Raw genomic sequence first — 23,338 nt, forward strand, 5'->3', positions numbered from 1 at the left:
GCATCGAGTACGGAGAGCCTCACTCCGGAACAGGCGCGCCGCGCGGACGTCCTGGTCGCCCTGCGCATGCAGGACATGGGCGTGTGCGTCCTCGATCCTCGGGGGCGTGCTCGCCGGCCGCATCGGCATGGCCGTGGGCGGCCCGGAGGCCCGCCGGGGGCATGCGCACCGGTCCGGTCACGCGCGAATGGGCGCAGCGGGAACACCCGCTCCGGCTGCGGGAACCCGAGTCGTCACGCCGGCCGGCACGTCCGGTACGGGATCCGGAGGTACGGGATCCCGCAGGTGGGCCGAGGGACCCGGTCGCGGAGGACCAGGAGCGGCTGGCCCGATGGGGGCCTGACGGCCGCGGCGAGCGGCGCGGCCGTCAGGCGGCGCGGGCCCGGAGAATCTCCTCGACGCCCTGGAGGAAGGTCTCGCAGACCATGTCGGGGTCGGCGAGGCAGCCGGAGGCCATGGCACCGTCCCGCAGCATGACGAGATGCCGGCCGGCGGGACCGGCGGGTGCGGAGCCGGTCTGGGACAGCAGCTGTGTGACGGTCTCCTGGAACCACTGCCGGTGAGCCAGGACGGCCCGGTGAACCGGGTGCTCCGGGTCGGGGTACTCGGCCGCCGCGTTGAGGAACGCGCATCCGCGGAAGCCCGGGGAACGGATTCCCGCGGTGATGGCCCGGCACACGGCGCGGACCTTGCCGGCCCCCGACTCCTCGGCCGCCTGGGCCGCCTCGATCTGTGCCCGGAGGTCCCGGTCGGCCTGCTGGAGGTAGGCGAGGACGAGATCCTCCTTGCCGGCGAAGTGGCGGTACAGCGTGGCACGGGTGACCTGTGCCTCCGACACGATCCGGTCGACGCCTACGGAGTGGATCCCCTCGGCGTAGAAGATCCTGGTCGCTGTGTTGAGCAGTCGTGCTCGCGCTTCCGACGTGCCGGCTTCTTTGGTCCTCTGGCTCATGCGTCAAGGCTATCGAAGAGCGAGAGAGAACGATCGGCCTCATCGGATGGCGGCCAAGCCCTCGTAGTCCTTGACCGGCCTGACCGCCCTGACCGGCCTGAGCGGCTGGGCGGCTGGGCGGGACAAACGCACCGGCATCTCCGCCCGCCGACAGCGGCAGGCGCTGCCAGGTGTGGCACCGGCGCGCGGGCCCGCACTCGCCGGCACCGGCCGTTCTCCCTCAAGGGGACGTCGAGTGAAAGTGAAAGGGCTGGTCGACTGCCGCGACGTGGTTGACGTCGGGGCTTTCTTCGTGCAGGCTTCGCGGGAGAACGAACGTTCTGCCTTCTTCGTGCTCCACGAGTCCGGGCGGCCCTCCTGCCGCCAGGCCTGTGGCCTCTCCTGGTGGGTCGCACAGGATCTCGGTATCGATCAGTGCGCACCGGCGCCGGAGAAGGCGCTCTCATCACACGCTCCGACATCGGGGCCCGTGCCGTGCGGTAGCGGCGCCCCCCGTCGAAGCCCGTCACAGAAGGACGTATCACCCATGGACGCGCTCTACACCGCGGTCGCGACCGCCACCCACGGCCGCGACGGCCGTGCCGTTCTCTCGGACGGCTCTCTGGACCTGCAGCTCGCGCCCCCGAAGGAACTGGGCGGTAGCGGTAAGGGCAACAACCCCGAGCAGCTCTTCGCCGCCGGATTCGCGGCGTGCTTCGCCAGTGCCCTCGGCGTGGTGGGCCGCCGGGCCGGCGTGGACCTCTCCCGCGCCACCGTGACCGGGGAGGTGTCGATCGGCAAGCAGGGCGAAGGCTTCGGACTCGCCGTCGTCCTGCGGATAGCGATGCCCGGCGGCGTCGACCGCGCAGTCGGCGGAGGCCTCGTCGACCAGGCCCACCAGGTCTGCCCGTACTCCAACGCCATTCGCGGCAACGTCCCCGTCCGGCTCGTCGTCGAGTGATTTCCCGATCGGCCAACGGGGACGGTTCGGCCCGGTGGCCGGGGTCCGGCTGTCCCCGTACGGGCAAAACCGGCCGGGCGGCGCTCCCGGGACGCGCCGACGGATGGGGAGGTAGAACGTTCGGTCTTGACAGGGGGTCGGCGCCTTGCCAGTCTTGGTGAACAGAACGTTCGTCCTCCCTGGAGGCGTTCATGTGCCGGCCGAATCCGGCGGCTGCTTGAGACCCCCTCAGCCCTCACTGTCCGGACCGGGCGATCGTGCCGTTCCGGGAGAGGGACAACCGGCCTGATCGATGAGGCCGACCGCAGGAACCTCTGACTTGCCCTTCTTCTCCGTACACCACTGAAAGGGACCATCGTGAGCGCCACCGTTGCTCCGTCCGACACCACCGGGACCGCCCTCGCCCTGCGGCGGCTCTACTTCGTCCGGTTCGCGTTCGCCATCGTCTGGGCCCTCGTGATGTTCACGATGGCCAAGGAGATCACTCCGGCCGGGGCCGTGCTCCTGGTGCTGTACCCGCTGTTCGACGTGGGTGCGGCCATCTACGACGCGAAGGTCTCGCGCAACACGGGATCGCCCGCGCTGCTGTACGTGAACGTCGCGGTCAGCCTTGTCACGGCTGTCGGCCTGGCCGTCGCCTGCGCGTCGGGTGTTCCGGCCGTGCTGCGCGTGTGGGGTGCCTGGGCAGTAGTGGCCGGCCTGGTCCAGCTGATCGTGGCCATCCCCCGCCGCAAGATGGGCGGCCAGTGGCCGATGATCCTGAGCGGTGGCATATCGGCCCTGGCCGGAGGGTCGTTCATCGCGTCAGCCAGTGCGGATGATCCCACGCTGACCAGTGCCATCGGCTACGCCGTCCCGGGCGGCATCTTCTTCCTCCTCTCGGCCCTGCGCCTCAAGCGCGCCACCCAGGAGAGCTGACGAGAGTGACCGCACGTACGACGCCATCGTGATCGGCCCGGGTCCGGTCGGGGAGAACATCGCCGACCGGGTGGTGCAGGGCGGGCTCGGCACCGCCGCTGTCGAGCGGGAACTGGTCGGGGGGCGAACGCTCCTGCCATGCCCGCATGCCGGCCAAGGCACTGCTGCGGAGCACGGCGGCACTTCGGGCGACCCGGCAGGTTCCGGGACCGCGTGAAGCGTTGTCCGGGCGGCCTTGAGGTCAACTGCCAGGACGGAAGGCGCTCAAAGCTGTTCGGCAGACCCTTCGAGGGGCGACAGCCCGGCGCACGGGGTCTCCCCGCAAGCCTTCGTGACCGCAGCACATGGTCCGCAGACCATCCGACGGAACAGGAGCGAGTTCATGGAATCGGGTTCTACGGGGCGGCACGAGGATTGCAGCCCGCCGCCCACAGCGGGGAGTCGCGCTGCCGACAGCAGCGACGGAGGCTCTGAAGACCGAGGATGCGAGTCGCTGCGCCTGAAGGACGGTCGTGTTCTCGAGTACGCCGTTCGGGACCCGAACGTGGGCCGGTTGTTCTCTTTCACCATGGCATGCCGGGCTCCGCGGTCCCCATGGACTCCGTCCTCGGCTCGGCCACCGACCGCGGGTACCGTGTTGTCACCTGCTCCCGTGCCGGCTACGGCGCGGACAACGCCGCGCACATGAACCACGGGCTGGCGGCTGGAGAAGACGGATGGCTCGGAGACCTCCGGGCACTGACGGCACCGTGGGGGTTCGACCCGGCCGGCATCGGCTCTCTTTGCCGTTGCAGCCCGTCTGCGCCGTCGCCTCCCGCACGAGCGGATCGTCGTCGACGAGGAGCAGCCCGACCGCGGTCAGACGCCCGCGTGGTCACGCCGGGCCGGGCGGGCACACGCCGGTGCTCTGTCAGTGTGACGGTCGGCCGGGGCCCGGCTGCGGACCGGGTGGGGGAGTCGTGCCCGGGGCCGGCTCGGCAGTGGCGGCGGCGGTGGCCAGTGCCGTTCGGGCCGCGGCGCGCAGGGCGTCGTCGTCGGACACGGCACGCCAGTGGTCGTGGCGTACGGGGCGTTCGTCGGTGTCGAGGAGGGTGCGCAGGGCCGGCACGGCCGGGGCGAGGGACGCCGGGTCCGAGGCCGCGGTTTCGGCGAGGAGACGCAGGGGCTCGAGGACGGTGGGGCGGGTGCCGCCGGGCGGTGGGCAGATGCGGACGAGGCCGGTCAGGAGCGGGGTGACCAGGTGGGGGTCCGAGGTGAGCTGCCACAGCGCCCGGACGATTCTCATCGCGTCGAAGGGGTTGTCGTGCCTGATCCGTGCTTCGGCGCCGGCACGCAGGCGTCGGGCGACGCGGTCCGCGACGGGTGGGTGGGCGGCGGCGACCTCGGCGAGCAGCTCCAGGGCCTCGACACCTCCCGGAGTCCGGTGGACCTCGTGTGTGCTGCGGGCGGTCAGTTCCAGCAGCGCCGGGAGCACCTCGTCCGCGTCGCCGGTGACGCGCCACAGGGCCCGGCCGCGTTCCACGGCACCTCTTGGCGCGTCGTCGGACCGTCGGTGCGGCTTTCCGCTCAGCGCCTCGTGGAACATGCCGCGCAGCCGGTCCGCCGCCGACGCCGCGAGCGGGCCGAGGGTGACGCAGACATGGAGCAGGGTGGGCTCGCTGAGCTGGGGGCCCGGCCCTGGCCCTGGACCGGGGAGGCCGCTGCCGTCGGGTGGGCGGAGCAGGGCCCGCAAGGGCTCGTCGTCTCCGGTGAGGGAGTGGTACCCGAAGGGGGAGAGGTGTGCGAGATCCTCGTCCCGTCGGGGGTACGAGAGGCCGAGCCGTTCCCGCAGCCGTTCGCGGTGGGCGGCGGCGACGGCGCCGACGTCCAGATGGCTCAGGACGTGTGCGGCGACCGGCATCCGGTCGTCGCTGTCCAGGAGCCGGAGCAGTCGCGGCACGACGTCCCCGCCGTCCTCGTGCCACCGGCGCACGACCGAGCAGTACGGGTGGAAGGGGCTCGTCGTCTCCTCGATCCGGGTCAGCAAGGGGTCGAGGAGGGTGTCCATGTGGGCGGCGAGGGGGGCGAGCGCCTCGGTGAGGCTGAGGTCGTCGTCGTCCCAGTCGCGGCGGCGCGGGCGGGCGGGGCCGGGGGTGAACGCCCCAGGGCCGGCGAGCAGTTCGGCAAGGGGCGGCACACAGCGCTCGTCGCCCATCCGGCTCAGCGCCCAGGCGGCGCGCTCCCGCACGGGTGCGTGGGGTTCGACGGCCTCGGCGAGGCGTGCGGCGACGAGCTCTGCCCAGGGACGCGCGGCGGCCCCGCACATGGCGAGGACCCGCAGTGCGAGGGCACGGTTCTCCGGCCGTGCGTCGTCCACGAGCCCGGCGACGGAGGGGAGGAGTTCCGGCACGGCGGAGCGCCTGCGGGACATCAGACCGGCGGCGACCCTGAGCCCGCCCTCGCGCTGCAGGGCGCCGGGGGCGCGCAGCAGCGCGTGGGCGAGGGCGAGCCGCCCGGGCAGGTCGGCCCCCAGCCGCCGATCGGCTTCGGTGATGACGTCGACGTCCCAGCAGTCGCCCCAGGACCGGCTCCCCACAGGGGGGTGGGCGAGCCCGAAGGAGGGGGCGAGCAGCGCGTCGGCGGTGACACGGGCGTAGGCGGGGTCGGAGTGCCCGGGCAGTGCGCGGCACAGTGCCTGCACGGCTTCCAGCCGGACGTCGTGGCGGACGTCGTCCGTCCACGCCGGCCAGGCGTCGACGTCCTCGTCGAGGTCGGGCTCCTCTCCCTTCCCCGCGTCGGTCATACGGTGCCGCAGCCACACGAGTGCCTCCTCGCGCCGCGTCGTGGCGTGGCGGGCGAGTTCCCCGACGCCCAGCACCAGTTGTCCCGCCGCCCAGGGGTCCGTCTCGGTCCCGAAGCAGTGCAGGAAGCGGGCGATCAGGGCGTCGGCGTGGGCCGTGGACCGCGAGAGCGCCGCGGCCGCGGCGCTCCGGACGGACACGTCACCGTCGTCGAGCAGCGGCAGCAACGCGTCGGCGGCGCGCTCCCAGACGGCCGGCCACGCGGGGTCGACCCACGCGTCCGGGGCGGTGTCGCCCACGGCCGCGATGTCGGCGATCGCCCGCAGGATCCCGGAGCGCACCGTCACGTCCGGGTCCCGGGCCGCTTCGACGAGGAACGGCAGCGTCTCGGCGGCGGCCGCCCGCACCGAGCCGCCGTCGCCGACGGCCGCGCAGCGCAGGTTCTCGCAGACCCGGCCGGCCGTGTCGCGGTCGGCCGACCAGAGCTCCTCCAGCACCTCGGGACCGTACCGCCCGGTGGTGTAAGGATCGACGACCTTCGACCAGTCGACCTGCGCGGCGAGCCGCGCCAGCCGCCGTGCTCTCGCGTCCTGTGGGGACATGCCGCCGCTCGCCGCCTTCCGTCAGGGCATGGAGGCAAGGCCCAGCAGGGGCAACTGCAAGGGGCGGTTCCTGCGCGTCCAGGCTTTGTAGACCAGGTCCTTCGGGCCGGTGATCCGCAGACCGTCGCGCAGCCCGGTCACCGTCATCGCCGCGAGCCGCCGGTAGGCGTCCGACGCCGACGGCCAGGGCAGCTCGGCCTGCCAGTTGTGGCCGTAGACGGTGTCCTCGGGGCGCTGCCAGCCGGCCTCGGCGATCAGCCGGCCGCCCTGTTCTCCGGCGCGTACCCCGGGCTCGAGGTAGTGATCGCCGACGAGTTCGGCCCCCAGCCGGTCGTCGTCCTGCATGAACTGCGCGTACCGGCCCGTCGGCGCGCTCTCCCTGAGGATCAGCACCGAACCGGTGGCCAGCGTGGAGAGCTGCTCGGCGAGCCCTTCGCCGAATTCGTCCCACCCCGTCACAGCAGCTCCTCCCCGTCCGTCTCTTCCAACCGCTCGAGTTCCTCGTCGAGGGCCAGCCGTTTGTTGGTCGCCCGCTCCAGGTACACCGAGCTTTCCGTCCGCTCGAGGAGCAGGGTGGTGTCGTCGCCGATCCAGTGGATCCCGGCCCACCTGCCCGGCTTCCGGTACGTCGGATCGCCGAATGCGCCGCGAAGCGCGGAGAACATCCGCGCGAACGCGTCCAGGCTCTGGTCCCATTGCTCCGCGTAGTCGGTCAGGCGCAACCGGACACGCTCGACCAGCTCCTCTTCCCCTACGGTGAACGTCTCATGGCGGTCCCTCTCGAACCCGGTGCCGAGCACGTCCCACCGCGGCCGGATCAGCAGCGCCTTCCGAGGGAACCTCGACGACCGCCTCGCACTCGGTGTGGCGCCCAACTCCCAGGTGCAGTCCAGCGACTGCAACCGTGTCGCGAGTGCGACGACCTCGGTGTCGCTCAACGCACGCCATTGCGTCATACGCAGTCAGGGACACGGTGTCCTCACGGACCCGCCCCCCTGCCCTCCTCCCCCTCGATGCGGCTGTCCCGCACATCGCCGACTCTCCGACCGATCCTGGCACACCGCCGACCCTGCCGTCGTACCGCAAGCCGCTTGCAGTCCCGGCAGCAGTGGAACCGCACGGCCCGTGGGCACCGTCCGGGGCGGTGCGGGGCGACAGGCGTGACCACCGGGGCGGCGCGATGGCCGGCCCCCGTGAAGGGGGGCGCAGGGGAATGGAGCAGGTCCGGAGCTGGGCCGGTGAGTCGGGAAGATGACAGGTCGGCGATGTGATCGACGGCCAGTACACGGTGTGGGGGGCACGAGCAGGGCGGGATGGGGCTCGTCTACCAGGTCCTGCACCGGCGGTGGGACGTCTTTCTGGCGGCCGGTACCCTCTCGCCCGCACGTGCTCGACGAAATCCGCCGGGATCTCCAGCGGCTGGTGCGCCAGGTACTCGATGGAGCCAGTCCGCCACACCCATACGCCGTCGGAATGCAGGGAGGGACCACCGGGGATCGTCCGCCGTGCGTCGAACACCCCGGGGCTGTCACGGAGGTACCGGACCAGCCCGTCCCTGCCGGGCAACGCCCGCGTGGCCACGGACCCGTAGATCGACGGCAGTTGGCCGTGCTCGCCTCCGTACATCTCCCGGTACAACCCGACGGTTCCCAACTCCACCGCGCTGCCCTCCACTTCGGTGACCGCACTCCTGGACGACCCGCTTCGCGCCGGCCTTACCCGTCGGGGGACACAGCCGTCGCGACGAGCCGCGACGGGGCAACGGACGAACGCCTCGTCATCGGCGGCGGGCCGGAACGGCACGGGTCGGGCCGGCAGCGCACGACGGGTCTTCAGAGTCTGGCAGCGCCGCCTTCGGCTCTGCCGGTCAGCCAGTACCCTTCTCATGCCGTACGGGGGTGAGGGATCGCCGTGCCGAGCGGTCCTCGAGGGACCGCAGGAGACCGAGGGGGTACGAGAGTCATGGCCGAGGCAGACGTCCTGGTGGTGGGGGCCGGTGTGGTGGGGGCCTCGGTGGCGTATCACCTCACCCGGCTCGGGCATGACCGGGTGATGGTGGTCGACGCCCGTGACCGCGGTGTGCTGCCCGGATCGACCGGCCTGGCGCCCGGCTTCGTCGGCCAGCTCAGCGCCACGCCGGAACTGGCCGTGCTGGCCAAGGACAGTGTCACCACCTATCGCGCGCTCTCTCGGACCGCCCCGGCGCCAGTGTTCTGGCAGGTCGGCTGCCTGGAGATCGCCACCGGCCCCGCTCGCCTGGAACAGGCCCACCACGACGTCGAGCACGGGCGCCGCCTGGGCATCGAGGCCCGGGTGCTCGATGCGGACGAAGCCGTCGCGCTGGCCCCCGCGCTGGTGGACGCCGAACGGGCGCTGGGCGCGCTGCACATCCCCTCCGACGGTGCCGCCGATCCGGCCGCCCTGACGCACGCTCTGGTCGACGCCGCCGAGACGCGCGGCGCCAGGTTCCGCTGGAACACGCCCGTGCGCGCGTTGGAGGGCGACCGGGGCCGGATCGTCGGTGTCCGCGTGGGCAGGGACGCCGAACTGCTCAAGGCCGGACGGGTCGTGCTGGCCACGGGCATCTGGGGCCCGGTGCTGGCGGCGGACGCCGGGGTGCGGCTGCCCATGGTGGATGTCCAGCACCCCTACCTGTTCACCACCGAGGTGGACGGTCTTGACGACACCCCCATCGACACCCCGATCGTGCGCTACCCCGACCAGGCGGTCTACACCCGCCGCCACGGCCGCCGCTACGGGCTGGGTACCTACTCGCACGCCCCGGTGCCGCTGACCCCCACTTCCACGCTCACGTCAGCCGAACGCCCCTTCCTGGAGGCCGACTTCGGCGCCGCCCTCGCACAGGCCACCGCCCTCGTTCCGGCGTTCCGGAGGGCAGGCCGGGGACGTCGGCTCAACGGGGTGTTCGCCCTGACTCCCGACGAACTCCCGCTCGTCGGCCCCGCTGCCACGATGCCCGGCCTGTGGTTCGCGGAAGCGTCCTGGGTGACCCATGCCGGAGGTGTCGGCCGGCAGCTCGCGAACATGCTTCTGGAGACCGGCGACCTCGTCGTCGCACCGGAGCGGCTGGCCCCCGGCCGCTTCGCCCACTGGAGCGACGAGAAGATCCGCGAGACCGCGTTGAGCCACTACCGGGGCATCTACGACGCGCACTGACCAGCACCGGCACCGGCACCGGCTCCGAGGGGGGAAGCGGTTCATGGAAAGGTTCGAGACGGGGAGCCTGGCGCTCATGCCCGGCCAGAAGGTCCGGGCCACGGTTCTCGGCCATCACCCCTGGGGTGTGGTCGTCGAGATCGCCGGTCACGAGAACGCCGGTCTGTCGGCCTCCGTCGACATGATCGAGCACTTCTCCCGGACCACGGGCAGCCATGAGGAACTGCTCGCCCTCTTCCCTCCCGTCGGTTCGCGGATCGAAGCGGTGATCGAGCAGATCCACCGCTGGCATCCGCCGGTGTCGGTGCGGCTCAGCATCCGGCCCGCCGACCTGGAGTCGCTGACCTGGAGCTGCGACTTCTGCGGTGAACGGGTCACGTTGAGCCCAGGGGGAGACGCCCTCGTCCTGGACTCGCGGAGCAACGACGGTCCGGGAAGCCACACCCTCGTCTCCCACCGGCACTGCCTGGCCGAGCGGATCCACCCGGAGAACGCCGGAGAGCGGGCGCGAGCACTGCACATCGGGAAGATGTGCTGAGGCTCGTCGGGCCCGTGCCCACCGGCACGGTCGGGCTCGCCACCACACCGCCTCGGGCGTGCGTCGGCGTGGGGCTGTGCCGTCCGGCCCCGGCGGGCGAGCAGGACCGCCCGTCTCCGCGTCCGGGGAACGCCGTGGCCGGTGACGTCGTGGAGCCCGTACCCGGCCGAGAACCCCCGGCCGTGCAGGACGGCCGCGTGCCGCCTCCGCGACGGCGGCACGTCGGGAACCTCCTCGTTCCCGCTCATGGACGGGCGGGCATCGCCTAACCTGCTCCGCATGCCCGACGACACCACGCACGTGAGGCGTGACGACCGGCCCGAGGAAACCCGGCGAGTACGGCTGAGCCGGACGTTCGACGAGGACGCGGAGCTGTACGACCGGGCCAGGCCCGGCTACCCGCCGGCGCTGTACGACGACCTCGCGGAGGTCGCCGGTGCCCGCCCGGGCAGCCGGGTGCTGGAGATCGGCTGCGGGACCGGCCAGGCCACGGTGCCACTGGCCGGGCGAGGCTGCCGGATCACGGCCGTCGAGGCAGGACCGGGCATGGCCGCGATCGCCCGCCGCAACCTGGACGGGGCCGCGGGGGCGGAGATCGTCACGGCGGACTTCGAGAGCTGGCCGCTGCCGGAGGAACCGTTCGACGTGGTCCTCGCGGCGACCGCCTTCCACTGGATCGACCCGGCGGTGAGGACGGCGAAGGCCGCCGAGGCGCTGCGTCCGGGCGGGGCGCTCGCCGTGGTGCGCACCCAGCACGTGCGGGGCGGCACCGAGGAGTTCTTCGTCGAGGTCCAGCGCTGCTACGAGCGCTTCGACCCGGACACGCCGCCCGGGACGCGGCCTCCGGAAGCCGCCGCCGTCGACGGCTCGGACCACGCCCGGGAGGTCGCGCGCAGCGGTGCGTTCGGTCCCACGGTCTTCCGCCGCCACGAGCAGGACCTGACGTACACCACGCCGGAGTACCTGGAGCTGCTGCGCACCTACTCCGGCCACCGGGCTCTGCCGGAAGCCGCCAGGAACGGCCTGCTGAGGTGCATCGCGGACCTGATCGACGGGCGGTACGGCGGCCGGGTGACCAAGCGGTACCTCATCGAGCTGGCGGTGTCGCACCGCCGGTGACGCCGGCCGGCGTCACCGCGACGCTCGCCGGCGGCCACGGGGGAGGAGACCACCGGCCGCGCGGGGCCGGCCGTCAGGACGGTGGCTGGGTCACCTCGCACCAGACCGTCTTGCCGTTGCCCCGCGACTCGACCCCCCAGGAGGCGGCCAGTTCCTCGATCAGCATCATGCCGCGCCCGGACGTCGAGCGTTCCGTCGCCGCACGGCGCCGGGGAGAGACCGGGGACGCGTCGGCGACGGCCAGCCGCACGGCCGGGCGGCCGCCCCGGTCGGGGACCTGGGAGACGGTCAGGGTGGCGCCGCCGCGGGCGTGCAGCAGGGCGTTGGTGGCCAGCTCGCAGGCGAGCAGTTCCGCCGTCTCGGTCAGCGGTGCCAGCGACCACTCGGACAGCGCCGACCGCAGGGCCCGCCGCGCGGCGTGCAGGGAGTCGGGGTCGCCGGACCGGATCGGCACCTGGATCCGCCGGCCGGCCTCGCCGTCGTGCCGGCCGCGCCGCATCACCAGCAGCGCCACGTCGTCCTCCTCCCCGGTGTAGGCGCTCATGGAACCGAGCACATGGTCCGCGAGGCCGTCCGGGTCCGCCGGCCCCCCGGCGACCGCGCCCAGCAGCCGCTCGCAGCCGTGCCCGATGTCCGTGGCGCGTGCCTCGACGAGTCCGTCCGTGCACAGCAGCAGTGTGGAACCGGACCGCAGCACCGTCTCCGAAGCGGGGTAACCGGGCTGCGAGCCGGGCGACGACAGGCCGAGCGGAAGCCCGCCCGGAACCTCCAGCCAGGCGCAGGTGCCGTCCGGGTGCCGCAGCACCGGCTCCAGATGACCGGCGCGGACGATCACCGTGTGCCCGGTGCGCGGGTCCGTCTGCACGAGGAGGCAGGTGGCGAAGCGGTCGGTGTCCATCTCCGTGAGGAAGGCGGAGGCCCGCGCGACGACCGTCGTGGCGGGGTGCCCCTCGGCCGCGTAGGCGCGCAGCGCGATGCGCAGCTGGCCCATCACCGCCGCCGCCGTCACGTCGTGGCCCTGCACGTCCCCGACGACGGCGACCACCCGCCCGTCCGGCAGCGTCAGCACGTCGTACCAGTCGCCGCCGATACCGCCCCGCGCGCTCGCCGGACGGTACCGGGTCGCGAAGGCCAGACCCGGGGTGCGCGGCGTGTGACCGGGCAGCATCGCGTTCTGCAGCCCGGCCGCCAGCTCGTGCTCCCGGTCGTACAGCAGCGCCCGCTGCAACGACTGCGCGACGACCTTGGCCAGGGCGTTGAGCACCGTCTGCTCGTCGTGCGTGAACGACGTCCTGCCGTCGTAGACGAGACCGAGCGCGCCGATGGGGGTGTCGTGGGCGATCAGCGGCTGGTACACGGCGGCCGAGGCGCGGGAGAGCTCCGGCAGGTACGGCAGCAGCGCCGGGTAGCGCCGGGCCATTTCCTCACGGTCGGTGAGGAACACCGGCTCGCGGGTCCGCACCGCCTCGGCCAGGGGCAGCGCCCGGTCCAGCGGCGACAGGTGGAAGTCCCGCACGAGCGCACGGCTCAGCCCGTTCGAGCCGATCAGATGCATCCGCCCGTTGTCGACCAGCCCCAGGACGACGCCCGACGCGCCCAGCCGCTGCAGCAGCCGGTCCGAGGTCAGCGCCTCGGCGACGTCGTCCACCGTGATGGTGGGCACGAGCACGTCGCTGAGATACGCGACGATGTCGGCCTGCCGGCGCCGGTCCTGCAGTGCCCGCCGCAGCTGCTCGGTCTGGTCGATGGCCCGCAGTTCCTGGCTGGCGTCCCGCACGATGCCGATGACCTGCACCGGACGCCGCCGGTCGTCGCAGACGACGTGCCCCTGGGTGTGCGTCCAGCGCAGCCGGCCGCCCGGGTGCCGGACCCGGAAGTACAGACTGAACGCGGAGCGCTCCCGCAGCGCCCGCTCCACCTGCTCCTCGACCGCGGGCAGCTCGGCCGGCAGCATGCGCGCGCCGAGCGCGCCGAGACTGCCGTCGAACTCGCCCGGCCCGAAACCCATCACGGCGAGGGCGGCGTCGTCGTAGTGCATCACACCGCTGGGCACGTCCCAGGTGAAGCTGCCCATGCCGTTGACGGCGAGGGCCACGTGCGCGGCGGCCCTTCGGCCCTCCCGCCCGGCGGGGCGGCCCCCGGAATGCTCCATCGCTGCCTCCCGGCAGGTCGCGCGCGCCTCGGTGCGCCCCTGCCGGGACGGCCGGGCGCCACCGGACCGGCGTGTTCTCCTCCCATTCTGCGCGTGAGCCGCCCCGCGCGCAGATCGCCCCCTTCACAGGAGCGCGATGCCCGGTGGTACGGCCGGCCGGGCGCTCCCGGAGGACACGCGACCGCCGCCGTCGTGCCCCCCGGGCGGGCGCCGGTCCCCGCCCGTGTCTCCGGGCGGGCGCCGGGTACCCGCCCGGCAGCCCCGACGGGAGGATCCCCCATGGCCGGACACATCACCTACCGCAGGATCTACGAGGAGCCGTCGCCGCAGGACGGCAAGCGGGTGCTCGTGGACCGCCTGTGGCCGCGCGGCGTGAGCAAGGAACGGGCCCGCCTGGACAGGTGGCTGAAGGAGGTCGCCCCCTCGACCGGTCTGCGCCACTGGTACCACCACGACCCCGGACGCTTCGCCGAGTTCCGCCGCCGCTACGTCGCCGAACTGGAGGACCCGCAGCACGAGGAGGCGGCCGAGGAACTGCGCGCCCTGGCGTCCGACGGCACGGTCACCCTGCTGACCGCCACCAAGGACGCCGACCACAGCGAGGCGGCCGTACTCGCCCAGTGGCTGGACGACCACGCGCACCGGACGTGACGTGCCCCGGTCGTGACGTGTTCCCGGACGTGACGCGCCCCGGTCCCGGCGGACCGGGGCCGGCCGGACGCCGTCGGCCGCTCAGGCCGGCTTCCTGACGGTGCAGTGCAGGGAGTCGTCGCGCACGTCGGCGACGATCGTGTCCCCGGGCTCCGCCTCGCCGCCGAGCAGCAGGTCGGCGACGCGGTTGTCCAGCTCCGTCTGGATGGTGCGGCGCAACGGACGGGCACCGAACTCCGGCTGGTGCCCGTGGGCGGTCAGCAGCTTTTTGGCGGCCTCGGTGACCTCCAGCCTCATGCCCTGCGCGTGCACCCGGTGCTCGCTCCGGTCCAGCAGATGATCGACGATCTTGCCCAGGTCGTCCTCGGACAGGCCGTGGAAGACGACGATGTCGTCGATGCGGTTGAGGAACTCCGGCAGGAACCTGCTCCGCAGTTCGTCCATCAGCTCGTCCTTGAGGCCGGACACGTCGCCCTGGTGGTCGAGGATGCGGCGCGCCCCGATGTTGGACGTCATGACGACGACACAGTGCCGGAAGTCGACGGTGCGGCCCTGCCCGTCGGTGAGGCGCCCGTCGTCGAGGATCTGCAGCAGCGTGTTGAAGACGTCGGGGTGCGCCTTCTCCACCTCGTCGAACAGGACGACGCTGTACGGCTGCCGGCGGACCTTCTCGGTGAGCTGCCCCGCCTCCTCGTAGCCGACGTACCCGGGAGGGGCGCCGACCAGGCGGGCGACGGTGTGCTTCTCCTGGAACTCGCTCATGTCGAACCGGATCATGCGGTCCTCCTCGCCGAACAGCAGCTCGGCGAGGGTCTTGGCCAGCTCCGTCTTGCCCACACCGGTGGGGCCGAGGAAGAGGAAGGAGCCCACGGGACGGTTCGGGTCGCCCATGCCGGCCCGGTTGCGGCGCACGGCCCGCGAGACGGCGGTGACCGCCTCGTCCTGGCCGACGATGCGCTCGTGCATCTCCTCCTCCAGCCTGAGGAGCCGCTCCTTCTCACTGGCGGTGAGCTGGGAGACCGGGATGCCCGTGCGACGGGAGACGACGTCCGCGACGTCGGCGGCGGTGACGGACACGACACCCTCACGGCGCTCCTCGACGCCCGCCAGCTCGCCCTCCGCCTCGGCGATCCGGCCCTTGAGCTCCGCGGCCCGCTCGTAGTCCTGCGCGGCCACGGCCTGGTCCTGCTCCCGCCGCAGCCGGGCGATCCGGTCCTCCAGACCGGCCACCTCGGTGGACCGGCCGGCACTGCGCAGCCGCACCCGCGCGCCCGCCTGGTCCATCACGTCGATCGCCTTGTCCGGCAGGAACCGGTCGGAGACGTAGCGGTCGGACAGCTCCGCCGCGGCCGCCAGCGCGCCGTCCGCGAACCGCACCTGGTGGTGGGCCTCGTACGTGTCGCGCAGCCCCTCCAGGATCTGCACCGTCTCCTCGACCGTCGGCTCGGGCACCGTCACCGGCTGGAACCGGCGCTCCAGCGCCGCGTCCTTCTCGACGTACTTGCGGTACTCGTCGATGGTCGTCGCGCCGACCACGTGCAACTCGCCGCGGGCGAGGGCCGGTTTGAGCATGTTTCCCGCGTCCATCGCCCCCTCGCCCGTGGCGCCGGCGCCCACCACGGTGTGCAGCTCGTCGATGAACAGGATGATCTCGCCCCGTGCCCGCTGGACGTCCTCGATGACCTTCTTCAGCCGCTCCTCGAACTGCCCCCGGTACTGCGCGCCCGCCACCATCCCGGACAGGTCCAGGGCGACGACCCGCTTGTCCTTCAGCGTGCCGGGGACCTCGCCGGCCACGATGCGCTGCGCCAGCCCCTCCACGATCGCCGTCTTGCCCACGCCGGGCTCCCCGATGAGCACGGGGTTGTTCTTGGACCGCCGCGACAGGATCTCGACGGTCTCCTCGATCTCCTCGGCGCGTCCGACGACGGGGTCGAGCCTCCCCGCCCTCGCCTCCTCGGTCAGGTCCCGGCCGAACTCGTCCAGCGTCGTCGCGGGCTGCTTCGGCTCGGCCGGCCGTCCCTCGGCGCGGGCCGCCCGCTCGGTGAGGCCGGCCAGCCTCCGCACGTCCTCGCCCCCGGCCTTCAGCAGCCGGGCGGCCCCCGTGTCGGCGCCGTCCAGCAGCGCGCCGAGGATGTGCTCCGGCCCGATGTAGGACACCCCGGCCGCCTGGGAGCGGGCGTAGGCGGTGGTGAGGGTGCGCTTGGCGGCCGGGGTGAGGCCCGGCTCGGCGGACGGCTCGCCCGACTCGCGGGGCAGCACCGCCGCGATCCGGGAGGCGAGCGCGTCGGGGTCCGCGCCCGCCTGCGCGAGCAGCCCCCGCGCCGGGTCGACCTTCGTGGCCGCCCACAGCAGGTGCTCGGTGTCCAGGTCGGACGTCCCGTCCTCCAGTGCGCGCCGGGCCGCCAGATCGAGGAGTTCCTGCGCGGACTCGGTCAGCAGCCGTCCGATCGGCACCCGCTGCACCGCCGGCGGCGACGACGCGGGCGACATGCCGAAGAACCGGTTGAAGAGCTCACTGAACGGGTCGGGCGAGCCGAAATCGAAGGACGACATCGACATGACAGCTCCAGACGCGGCGAAGGGGGACTCCCACCGAAACGCGTCCCCCGAGACCCCGCAAGCGGAGCGGCCCGCGGGCCCCGCCGTGCCGTCCCCGCCAGCCGCGACCGGGGCGGCACCCGGCCGGCGGTCACCCGATGGCCCAGGCCCGGACGACCGGGCACCGTCCGGAACGGTATACATCGACCATATGGCGTTCTCGCCATGTTCCAGGTGCCCCGGGGGCCGGGCACCGGCATCGCGATCGTTCCCGGAAGCGCTCTCCGGCGGCACACGACGGACCACCGGGACGGCGACCGGCCCCCTCCGTGGGCGGAAGACGAGGAGAAGTACGGATGACGGTGAAGAAGGACGCGAAAGGGTCCTCGTCGAAGCGGGACGGAGGGAAGGGAAAGGGGAAGGAGAAGGCGGCGAAGTCCTCGGACGGAGGAGGGGCGGTCCGCAGCGCGTCGGCCCCGGGCACCGAGACCTGGCTCTCCTCCCTGATGCTCTCCCCGCGCGAGACCGAGAAACTGGTCGTCTACCAGGTCGCCGAGCTGGCCCGGCGGCGACTGAGCCGGGGCACCAGGCTGAACTTCCCCGAGGCGATCGCGCTGATCTGCGAGGCGCTGATGGAGGCCGCCCGGGACGGCAGGACCGTCGCCGAGGCGATCGAGGCGGGCAAACAGGTCCTGACCCGGGACGACGTCATGCCCGAGGTGCCCGACATGGTCACCCTGGTGCAGGTCGAGGCCACCTTCAAGACGGGGACCCAGCTGGTCTCGGTACCCCACCCCATCCCGTGACACCCCGATCCCGCACACCCTCTCCCGCGCCCCGTCGTCCCGTGGCCCCCGGCCCCGTGACACCCCGCCCACCGGGCGCACCCGCCTGTACCGAGGCCGGATCCCCAGCCGGGCCGGCGACCCCTTTGTGGAGGCCCTTGTGAACGTCCCTGGCGAATGGCTGCTCTCCGACGAGCCCGTGGAGATCAACACCGGCCGGCGCACCGTGCGGACGAAGGTCCGCAACACCGGGGACCGCCCCGTACAGGTCGGTTCCCACTTCCACTTCTTCGAAGTCAACCGGGCGCTGGAGTTCGACCGGACGCAGGCGCTGGGGATGCGGCTGAACGTGCCCGCCGGCCAGGCGATCCGCTTCGAGCCGGGGGACGAACGGGACGTCGAACTCGTCGAGTTCGGCGGCACGCGACGGGTGACCGGCTTCAACGGACTGGTCGACGGGGCGGTCACGGCCCGCCGGACCGTCGAGCGGGCACAGGCGCGCGCGGCGGAACACGGGTTCACCGGTGAGGGCGGCCCGGGGGCGAAGCGCTCCGGAACCGTTTCCGACGAGGTGGCGGAGGGCGGGCGATGACCTCGATCCCGAGGCGGACCTACGCCTCCCTGTACGGGCCGACCACCGGCGACCGGTTCCGCCTGGCCGACACCGACCTCATCGCCCAGGTGGAGCGCAGCCTGCTGGTGCCGGGGGAGGAGGTCGTCTACGGCGGGGGCAAGACGGCCCGGGACGGCATGGGCCAGGCCCCGGGCCTGCGCAACGCCGACGGCGTCCTGGACATGGTGATCACCGCGGCGGTCGTCATGGACCCCGTGCTGGGCATCGTCAAGGCCGACATCGGCATCAGGGACGGCCGGATCGCGGGGATCGGCAAGGCCGGCAACCCCGGTGTGCAGGACGGTGTGGACCCCGCTCTGGTGGTCGGCCCGGGCACCGAGGTGATCTCCGGCGAGGGACTGGTGGCCACCGCCGGCGCGATCGACGCGCACGTGCACTTCCTCACCCCGGCACAGGTACCGCACGCGCTGTCCAACGGGATCACCACGCTCATCGGCGGAGGCACCGGCCCGGCGGACGGGTCCCGGGGCACGACCTGCACCCCGGGGCCGTGGAACATCGCCCGGATGCTGGAGTCCACCGCGACGCTGCCGGTGAACATCGGCCTGCTCGCCAAGGGCAACAGCAGCGGACCGCCGGCGCTGCGCGAACAACTGGAAGCGGGCACCTGCGGGTTGAAGGTGCACGAGGACTGGGGCGCCACCGCCTCGGTCATCGACTGCGCGCTGGGCGTCGCCGACGAGTACGACGTGCAGGTCGCCATCCACACCGACTCCCTCAACGAGTGCGGCTACCTCGCCGACACCATCGACGCGATCGACGGACGGACGATCCACACGTACCACACCGAAGGGGCCGGCGGCGGGCACGCGCCGGACATCATGGCGATCGCCGCGCTGCCCCACGTGCTGCCGTCCTCCACGAACCCGACCCGGCCGTACACCGTCGACACCAGCGACAACCTCTTCTACATGACGATGGTGACCCACCACCTCAACCCGCAGAACCCCGAGGACGTGGCCTTCGCCCAGTCCCGCATCCGCGGGGAGACCCAGGCGGCCGAGGACGTCCTGCAGGACAGGGGAGTGCTGTCCATGTTCTCCTCGGACTCGCAGGCCATGGGGCGCATCGGGGACACCGTGACCACGGCATGGCGCACCGCGGACAAGATGAAACGCCAGACCGGCAAGCTCGAGGGCGACCCCGCGGAACACGACAACAACCGGATCCTGCGGTACCTGGCCAAGTACACGATCAACCCCGCCCTCACCCACGGCGTCGGGCACCTGATCGGCTCCCTGGAGCCCGGCAAGGTCGCCGACATCGTCCTGTGGCCGACCAACACCTTCGGGGTCAAGCCGAAGTACGTCATCAAGGGCGGCATGGTCGCCTGGGGCACCATGGGCGACCCGAACGCCTCCATCCCCACCCCGGAGCCGGTCATGCTGCGCCCCATGTTCGGCGCCGAGGGCAAGGCCGTCGGACGCACCTCGATGACGTTCATGTCCAAGGCGGCGGTCGACGCGGGCGTCCCCGACCGGCTCGGCCTGGACCGGTGGGTGGAACCGGTGCGCGGCTGCCGCACCGTGGGCAAGCAGCACATGGTCCGCAACGACGCGACACCGGAGATCCGCATCGACCCCGAGACCTACCAGGTGTACGTCGACGGGCAGTTGGCCACGGTGGACCCGGCCGACCGGGTGGCGATGTCCCAGCTCTACTACATCGTCTGATGACCGGCCCGCAGACCCCTTCGTCCGGGACGGCCCCGGTACGCGCCGCGCCCGGCCGCCGCCCGCACGACGACGGGCTGCGGGCGTTCCTCGGCAGCCTCCAACTGGCCGACTCCGCCTTCCCCAGCGGCCGTTACACCCTCTCCCACGGACTGGAGGCGTTCGTCCAGGCCGGACTGGTCGACCGCTCGACCCCGCCGCAGACGCTGGCGGACCTGCTGGCCGACCAGGTCCGCCACGGGATCGGCCCCTCCGACGGGACGGCACTGGCCTGCGCGCACCGCGCCGCAGGCGAGGCGGACGCGACGGCGCGGGCCGGACGGGTGGACACCCGGCTGAGCGAGGTCAAACTGCCGCGGGAGGTACGGGAGAGCTCGGTGCGCACCGGCCGGGCACTGCTGGCCACCGCCACCGCGGCCTTCGGTGACGGGACGGTCGCCGCGTACGCCCGACAGGTGCGGTCCGGCCGCCGGCCCGGCAACGCCGCGGTCGTGCTCGGCCTGGTCACCGCCTCCCTCGGCATCAGCCGCGAACACGCCGTCGCCGGGGAGCTGTACTCCTTCGCCTCCGGCTGGCTCACCGCCGCGGTCCGCCTCGCCGTCATCGACCACCGCGCCGCCCAGGCCCTGCTCCACAGGGTCGCACCCGTCCTGGCGGAGACGGCCCGCGCCTCGTGCACGGCGGGCGTCGACGACATCACCGCCTGCACCCCGTTGATCGACATCATGAGCATGCGCCACGAACGCGCGTCCCTGCGCCTCTTCATGAGCTGACCGGACACCTGCCGCGAACCCGCCAGGAGGAACTCCATGGGGCACTCCCACCCCCACCCCCACCCTCACGACGACGCTTTTGCCGCCGGGCAGGACATGCCCCGGCTGGGCGGCAGCGTGCCGAGGGTCGGCATCGGCGGCCCGGTCGGATCGGGGAAGACCGCGCTCATCGAAGCGCTCGTCCCCAAGCTCCTCGCGAAGGGCCGTTCCCCCGTCGTGGTCACCAACGACATCTTCACCCAGGAGGACGCCGAGCACGTCCGCTCGACGCTGGCCGGCGTCCTGGACCCCGCCCGGGTGGTGGGAGTGGAGACGGGCTCCTGCCCGCACACCGCGGTACGCGACGACCCGACCATGAACCTCGACGCCACCGAGGAGCTCACCGCGCGTTTCCCCGACGCGGACCTGGTCCTGCTCGAGTCCGGCGGCGACAACCTGACGCTGACCTACAGTCCGGCACTGGCCGACTTCTTCGTCTTCGTCATCGACGTCGGCGAGGGGGACAAGATCCCCCGCAAGCGCGGTCCCGGAGTCACCCACTCCGATCTGCTGGTCATCAACAAGATCGACATCGCTTCCTACGTACGGGCGGACCTCGCGGTGATGGACCGGGACGCCCGCGCCGTCCGTGAGGGCCGTCCGATCGTGTTCACCGACTGCTTCGGCGGCACCGGCCTGGACGAGGTCGCCGAGCACATCTGTACGGCCGCCCCGCGCGGCTCCGGTCCGTCCGGGCACTCGGGCCCGACCCGGTGAGCCCTCCCGCGGTGACGGCGAGACCGGAGCGCCGGGACGAGGCGTGGTACACCCCGGCACACCTGCCCGAAGCGGTGAAGGCGTTCGCCACCCCCCTGGCCGGCGCGGCGGCGGGCCGCGCGGGCAAGACGGGGCTGCTCGAACTCGACCTGGCACCGGTCGCCGGGGCCACCAGGATCGTGGGGCAGTACCACCAGGCCCCGCTGTACATCTTCCAGCCGATCCACCTGGACCCCCACCGGCCGGACATGGCCTTCGTCTACCTGCAGCAGGCCGGCGACGGGCTGGTGCAGGGGGACCGCTACCGCATCGACGTCCGGGCGGCGGCCGGGTCAGCCGTCCACCTCACCACCCAGACCGCCACCAAGATCTACGGCATGCGCGCCGACCTGGCCACCCAGCTCGTCCACCTGGACGCGGGCCCCGACGCGGTCCTGGAGTACCTGCCCGGCCCCGTCATCCCCTTCAGGGGCTCCCGCTTCTTCGGCCGGACCTGTCTGACCGCCGACCCCAGCGCCACGGTGATCCTCGGCGAGATCCTCCTGCCGGGCCGGGTCGCCTTCGGCGAGTGCCACGACTACGACCTCTACTGGTCCGAGGTGCGGGTACGCGAACCCGGCGGGAAACCCCTGTTCCGCGACGTGCTGAACCTCGTCCCGGCCACCGCGCCGCCCGCGTCGCCGGGCCGCCTCGGTCCTCACCGCGTACACGCCGCGCTCCACGTGCTCACCCGGCGGGAGGAACCCTCCGGCCTCTGCGCCGCGGTCGGTTCCGCCCTCGGAGCCCACCCCGGCGTCCTCGCCGGGGCGAGCGAGCTGCCCGGTGGCTGCGGAATCACCGTCCGTTTCCTCGGCCCGGCGTCCACCGCCGTCGCCGCCGCCCTGGGCGCGGTGTGGGACACGGTCCGCCTCCGCCTCCTCGGGGCCCCCGCCCCCGACCTGCGCAAGGGGTGACGGCGGCCCGGGCCCGGCGGGACCGGGCGGGCCGCCCGGCCGCTCACCGGCTGGTGTATCCGCCGTCGACCACGAACTCCGAGCCCGTCGAGGCACAGCGGCTGTCCGGCGAGCCGGACCACCTGATCCGGATGGTCAGCGCCGACCTGGCGTCCTGCCGGCGCCTCCACGAGCCGGTGCTCATCCATCTGCCGGGCGTGCGGAGCCTCGACCCGGCCATCGTGACGAAGCAGGCCGTCCCGCCCCGGCCCCTGCCCGAGCGGCCGCCGAGCGAGGTACCACCGCCGGCCTCCCTCACCTGAACGCACCGGGAGTCATCCGCCGCCCCCGTACGTCGCCGGGCCGGACGCGGCCGTAGCCTGCGGCCCATGAACGCCGACACCCCGGGCATCCCCGACGCCCCCGGCCCAGGCTCGGGCCCCGTACAGCCGACGGCACACCCGTCGCCGCTGCCTGCGCCCGACCTGACCGTCGACGGCACCGGCCTGCTCTGCGTCACCCTGCTGCTCCGCCTGCGCGAGCGGATCGACGCCGAGCCGCCCGGCACCGTCGTCCACGTCATCGCCACCGATCCCGCCGCACCGCTCGACCTGCCCGCCTGGTGCCACATGACCGGCCACACCTACCTCGGCCCCGTCCCCGGCGAACAGCCGGTGTACGCCCTGCGGCTCACCGCCGGCGCCCGCCCCACCCGCCCGGACGCACCGTGGCACCCGGCCGGACCGGGACCGGACGGACCCGGACACCGGTGAGAGACCTTTGGTGCCCCCGTCGGGCGCGTACCCGCCGGCCGGGCACCGGCCGCGCCGGCCCCCGGGTCAGTCGAAGAGCGCGACGACTCCGTTCACCCAGACCGCCAGGAACGCGAGGACCCCCACCAGACAGCCCACGCCCGCCAGCACCCCCTTCACCGACGGCGGCCCGGAGGGCTCCTCGGCACCCTCCTCCGGGCCGTCCCGGTAGGAGGCGGGGTCGTCCCAGTCGACGGGACGCCCCAGCGCCTCGGCGCAGGCGGTGCGCACCGCCACCAGCTGCCCCCGCGCGAAGGCGGTGGCGGCCATCGCCTCGGGACCGCGCCAGGCGAGAGCCCGCATCCGCCGCCCGGCGGACCCGTACCGCGCCTCGAAGGCGGCGGTCTCGCCGGCGTCGCGGTCCTCCTCGAGGTACATCCAGCGCCCGGCCTCGGCGGCGTCGCCGTAGAGCCGGTACACCTCGGCCAGACGCCGGCGGAGCGTCAGGTCCCGGGGGAAGGACGAGACGAGGCCGCGCAGCCGCTGACGCGCGACCGGAATCCGGCCGGCGGCCAGGTCCGCGTCGACTCGGGCAAGGGTCTCGTCCACAGGCATGAACGCATGATCGAACACCGTGCCGGTCCGCGTCGAACCGGTTTCGCC

21 protein-coding genes and 1 pseudogene are annotated in these 23,338 nt (G+C 73.1%); 15 read left to right on the forward strand and 7 right to left on the reverse strand.

The window, feature by feature from the left end:
• Positions 1 to 6 precede the first annotated feature (6 nt).
• Positions 7 to 75 (forward strand): annotated as a pseudogene (locus ACFYOJ_RS01425) (oxidoreductase); the annotation flags it as partial.
• Positions 76 to 367: 292 nt separating this feature from the next.
• Here ACFYOJ_RS01425 and ACFYOJ_RS01430 read toward each other — a convergent pair.
• Complete coding sequence (locus ACFYOJ_RS01430) at positions 368 to 952, reverse strand: TetR/AcrR family transcriptional regulator (protein ID WP_356552374.1); 585 nt, start codon at positions 950 to 952, stop codon at positions 368 to 370.
• A gap of 526 nt (positions 953 to 1,478) precedes the next feature.
• On the opposite strand from ACFYOJ_RS01430, the gene ACFYOJ_RS01435 reads away from it, so the two are divergent.
• Together ACFYOJ_RS01435 and ACFYOJ_RS01440 are read left to right on the forward strand one after the other, a co-directional pair.
• Positions 1,479 to 1,892, forward strand: coding sequence for an Ohr family peroxiredoxin (locus ACFYOJ_RS01435; RefSeq protein WP_356552376.1), 414 nt, complete (start codon positions 1,479 to 1,481; stop codon positions 1,890 to 1,892).
• Positions 1,893 to 2,249: 357 nt separating this feature from the next.
• A complete protein-coding gene (locus ACFYOJ_RS01440; RefSeq protein WP_356552378.1) occupies positions 2,250 to 2,810 on the forward strand; it encodes a hypothetical protein in 561 nt (186 codons plus the stop codon).
• Positions 2,811 to 3,720: 910 nt separating this feature from the next.
• Here ACFYOJ_RS01440 and ACFYOJ_RS01445 read toward each other — a convergent pair.
• Genes ACFYOJ_RS01445 through ACFYOJ_RS01455 form a run of 3 tightly spaced genes read right to left on the reverse strand, consistent with a single transcriptional unit; the run spans position 3,721 to position 7,130 of the window.
• Positions 3,721 to 6,192 (reverse strand): HEAT repeat domain-containing protein, encoded by a 2,472-nt coding sequence (locus tag ACFYOJ_RS01445; RefSeq protein ID WP_356552380.1) that lies wholly within the window; start codon positions 6,190 to 6,192, stop codon positions 3,721 to 3,723.
• 21 nt (positions 6,193 to 6,213) lie between these two features.
• Entirely contained in the window at positions 6,214 to 6,651 is a 438-nt protein-coding gene (locus ACFYOJ_RS01450; RefSeq protein ID WP_356552381.1) for a hypothetical protein, read from the reverse strand.
• Positions 6,648 to 7,130 (reverse strand): DUF6301 family protein, encoded by a 483-nt coding sequence (locus ACFYOJ_RS01455; protein WP_356552383.1) that lies wholly within the window; start codon positions 7,128 to 7,130, stop codon positions 6,648 to 6,650. The genes ACFYOJ_RS01450 and ACFYOJ_RS01455 overlap by 4 nt, the downstream gene beginning before the upstream one ends.
• 1,024 nt (positions 7,131 to 8,154) lie before the next feature.
• On the opposite strand from ACFYOJ_RS01455, the gene ACFYOJ_RS01460 reads away from it, so the two are divergent.
• The 3 genes from ACFYOJ_RS01460 to ACFYOJ_RS01470 all read left to right on the forward strand — a co-directional run bounded on the left by ACFYOJ_RS01460 (position 8,155) and on the right by ACFYOJ_RS01470 (position 11,026).
• A complete protein-coding gene (locus tag ACFYOJ_RS01460; protein WP_356552385.1) occupies positions 8,155 to 9,369 on the forward strand; it encodes an FAD-dependent oxidoreductase in 1,215 nt (404 codons plus the stop codon).
• A 43-nt stretch (positions 9,370 to 9,412) separates the two neighbouring features.
• Positions 9,413 to 9,907, forward strand: a complete 495-nt coding sequence (locus ACFYOJ_RS01465; protein WP_356552386.1) for a hypothetical protein — start codon at positions 9,413 to 9,415, stop codon at positions 9,905 to 9,907.
• Positions 9,908 to 10,186: 279 nt separating this feature from the next.
• Positions 10,187 to 11,026 (forward strand): class I SAM-dependent methyltransferase, encoded by an 840-nt coding sequence (locus ACFYOJ_RS01470; RefSeq protein WP_356552387.1) that lies wholly within the window; start codon positions 10,187 to 10,189, stop codon positions 11,024 to 11,026.
• Positions 11,027 to 11,099: 73 nt separating this feature from the next.
• On the opposite strand, the gene ACFYOJ_RS01475 is transcribed toward ACFYOJ_RS01470, so the two are convergent.
• Positions 11,100 to 13,178 carry a SpoIIE family protein phosphatase gene (locus tag ACFYOJ_RS01475; protein WP_356552389.1) on the reverse strand — a complete coding sequence of 693 codons (2,079 nt, stop codon included), beginning with the start codon at positions 13,176 to 13,178 and terminating at the stop codon, positions 11,100 to 11,102.
• Positions 13,179 to 13,457: 279 nt separating this feature from the next.
• Here ACFYOJ_RS01475 and ACFYOJ_RS01480 point away from each other — a divergent pair, with 279 nt between their 5' ends.
• Positions 13,458 to 13,829 carry a DUF488 family protein gene (locus ACFYOJ_RS01480; protein ID WP_356552390.1) on the forward strand — a complete coding sequence of 124 codons (372 nt, stop codon included), beginning with the start codon at positions 13,458 to 13,460 and terminating at the stop codon, positions 13,827 to 13,829.
• Positions 13,830 to 13,910: 81 nt separating this feature from the next.
• Here the strand turns inward: ACFYOJ_RS01480 and ACFYOJ_RS01485 are convergent, their stop codons facing one another.
• Complete coding sequence (locus ACFYOJ_RS01485) at positions 13,911 to 16,391, reverse strand: ATP-dependent Clp protease ATP-binding subunit (protein WP_356552392.1); 2,481 nt, start codon at positions 16,389 to 16,391, stop codon at positions 13,911 to 13,913.
• A gap of 482 nt (positions 16,392 to 16,873) precedes the next feature.
• On the opposite strand from ACFYOJ_RS01485, the gene ACFYOJ_RS01490 reads away from it, so the two are divergent.
• The 8 genes from ACFYOJ_RS01490 (at position 16,874) to ACFYOJ_RS01525 (ending at position 22,696) form a co-directional block, all read left to right on the forward strand.
• Positions 16,874 to 17,176, forward strand: coding sequence for an urease subunit gamma (locus ACFYOJ_RS01490; protein WP_356552577.1), 303 nt, complete (start codon positions 16,874 to 16,876; stop codon positions 17,174 to 17,176).
• Positions 17,177 to 17,315: 139 nt separating this feature from the next.
• Positions 17,316 to 17,747: an urease subunit beta gene (locus ACFYOJ_RS01495; protein WP_356552394.1), complete on the forward strand. Its 432-nt coding sequence runs from the start codon at positions 17,316 to 17,318 to the stop codon at positions 17,745 to 17,747.
• Positions 17,744 to 19,462 carry an urease subunit alpha gene (ureC, locus tag ACFYOJ_RS01500; RefSeq protein ID WP_356552396.1) on the forward strand — a complete coding sequence of 573 codons (1,719 nt, stop codon included), beginning with the start codon at positions 17,744 to 17,746 and terminating at the stop codon, positions 19,460 to 19,462. Before ACFYOJ_RS01495 ends, ureC begins: the two co-directional genes overlap by 4 nt.
• Positions 19,462 to 20,235, forward strand: a complete 774-nt coding sequence (locus ACFYOJ_RS01505; RefSeq protein ID WP_356552397.1) for an urease accessory UreF family protein — start codon at positions 19,462 to 19,464, stop codon at positions 20,233 to 20,235. The genes ureC and ACFYOJ_RS01505 overlap by 1 nt, the downstream gene beginning before the upstream one ends.
• Positions 20,236 to 20,331: 96 nt before the next feature.
• Entirely contained in the window at positions 20,332 to 20,991 is a 660-nt protein-coding gene (ureG, locus tag ACFYOJ_RS01510) for an urease accessory protein UreG (protein WP_388596084.1), read from the forward strand.
• Between the two features lie 11 nt (positions 20,992 to 21,002).
• Positions 21,003 to 21,944: an urease accessory protein UreD gene (locus tag ACFYOJ_RS01515; RefSeq protein WP_356552399.1), complete on the forward strand. Its 942-nt coding sequence runs from the start codon at positions 21,003 to 21,005 to the stop codon at positions 21,942 to 21,944.
• Entirely contained in the window at positions 21,941 to 22,246 is a 306-nt protein-coding gene (locus ACFYOJ_RS01520; protein WP_356552400.1) for an Lrp/AsnC ligand binding domain-containing protein, read from the forward strand. The genes ACFYOJ_RS01515 and ACFYOJ_RS01520 overlap by 4 nt, the downstream gene beginning before the upstream one ends.
• A 66-nt stretch (positions 22,247 to 22,312) precedes the next feature.
• The gene (locus ACFYOJ_RS01525; protein WP_356552402.1) at positions 22,313 to 22,696 is read left to right on the forward strand and encodes a sulfurtransferase TusA family protein; all 384 of its coding nucleotides are present in this window, start codon (positions 22,313 to 22,315) and stop codon (positions 22,694 to 22,696) included.
• A gap of 66 nt (positions 22,697 to 22,762) precedes the next feature.
• On the opposite strand, the gene ACFYOJ_RS01530 is transcribed toward ACFYOJ_RS01525, so the two are convergent.
• A complete protein-coding gene (locus ACFYOJ_RS01530) occupies positions 22,763 to 23,290 on the reverse strand; it encodes a DUF6584 family protein (protein WP_356552403.1) in 528 nt (175 codons plus the stop codon).
• Between the last annotated feature and the right edge of the window lie 48 nt (positions 23,291 to 23,338).

Source organism: Streptomyces sp. NPDC006384 (genome assembly GCF_042870695.1).
GTDB lineage: Bacteria > Actinomycetota > Actinomycetes > Streptomycetales > Streptomycetaceae > Streptomyces.

Coding starts and splice junctions, on each gene's coding strand:
- ACFYOJ_RS01430 (WP_356552374.1), bottom strand. CDS start 952: ATGAGCCAGAGGACCAAAGAAGCCGGCACGTCGGAAGCGCGAGCACGA.
- ACFYOJ_RS01435 (WP_356552376.1), top strand. CDS start 1,479: ATGGACGCGCTCTACACCGCGGTCGCGACCGCCACCCACGGCCGCGAC.
- ACFYOJ_RS01445 (WP_356552380.1), bottom strand. CDS start 6,192: ATGTCCCCACAGGACGCGAGAGCACGGCGGCTGGCGCGGCTCGCCGCG.
- ACFYOJ_RS01460 (WP_356552385.1), top strand. CDS start 8,155: ATGGCCGAGGCAGACGTCCTGGTGGTGGGGGCCGGTGTGGTGGGGGCC.
- ACFYOJ_RS01465 (WP_356552386.1), top strand. CDS start 9,413: ATGGAAAGGTTCGAGACGGGGAGCCTGGCGCTCATGCCCGGCCAGAAG.
- ACFYOJ_RS01470 (WP_356552387.1), top strand. CDS start 10,187: ATGCCCGACGACACCACGCACGTGAGGCGTGACGACCGGCCCGAGGAA.
- ACFYOJ_RS01475 (WP_356552389.1), bottom strand. CDS start 13,178: ATGGAGCATTCCGGGGGCCGCCCCGCCGGGCGGGAGGGCCGAAGGGCC.
- ACFYOJ_RS01480 (WP_356552390.1), top strand. CDS start 13,458: ATGGCCGGACACATCACCTACCGCAGGATCTACGAGGAGCCGTCGCCG.
- ACFYOJ_RS01485 (WP_356552392.1), bottom strand. CDS start 16,391: ATGTCGATGTCGTCCTTCGATTTCGGCTCGCCCGACCCGTTCAGTGAG.
- ureC (WP_356552396.1), top strand. CDS start 17,744: ATGACCTCGATCCCGAGGCGGACCTACGCCTCCCTGTACGGGCCGACC.
- ACFYOJ_RS01505 (WP_356552397.1), top strand. CDS start 19,462: ATGACCGGCCCGCAGACCCCTTCGTCCGGGACGGCCCCGGTACGCGCC.
- ureG (WP_388596084.1), top strand. CDS start 20,332: ATGCCCCGGCTGGGCGGCAGCGTGCCGAGGGTCGGCATCGGCGGCCCG.
- ACFYOJ_RS01525 (WP_356552402.1), top strand. CDS start 22,313: ATGAACGCCGACACCCCGGGCATCCCCGACGCCCCCGGCCCAGGCTCG.
- ACFYOJ_RS01530 (WP_356552403.1), bottom strand. CDS start 23,290: ATGCCTGTGGACGAGACCCTTGCCCGAGTCGACGCGGACCTGGCCGCC.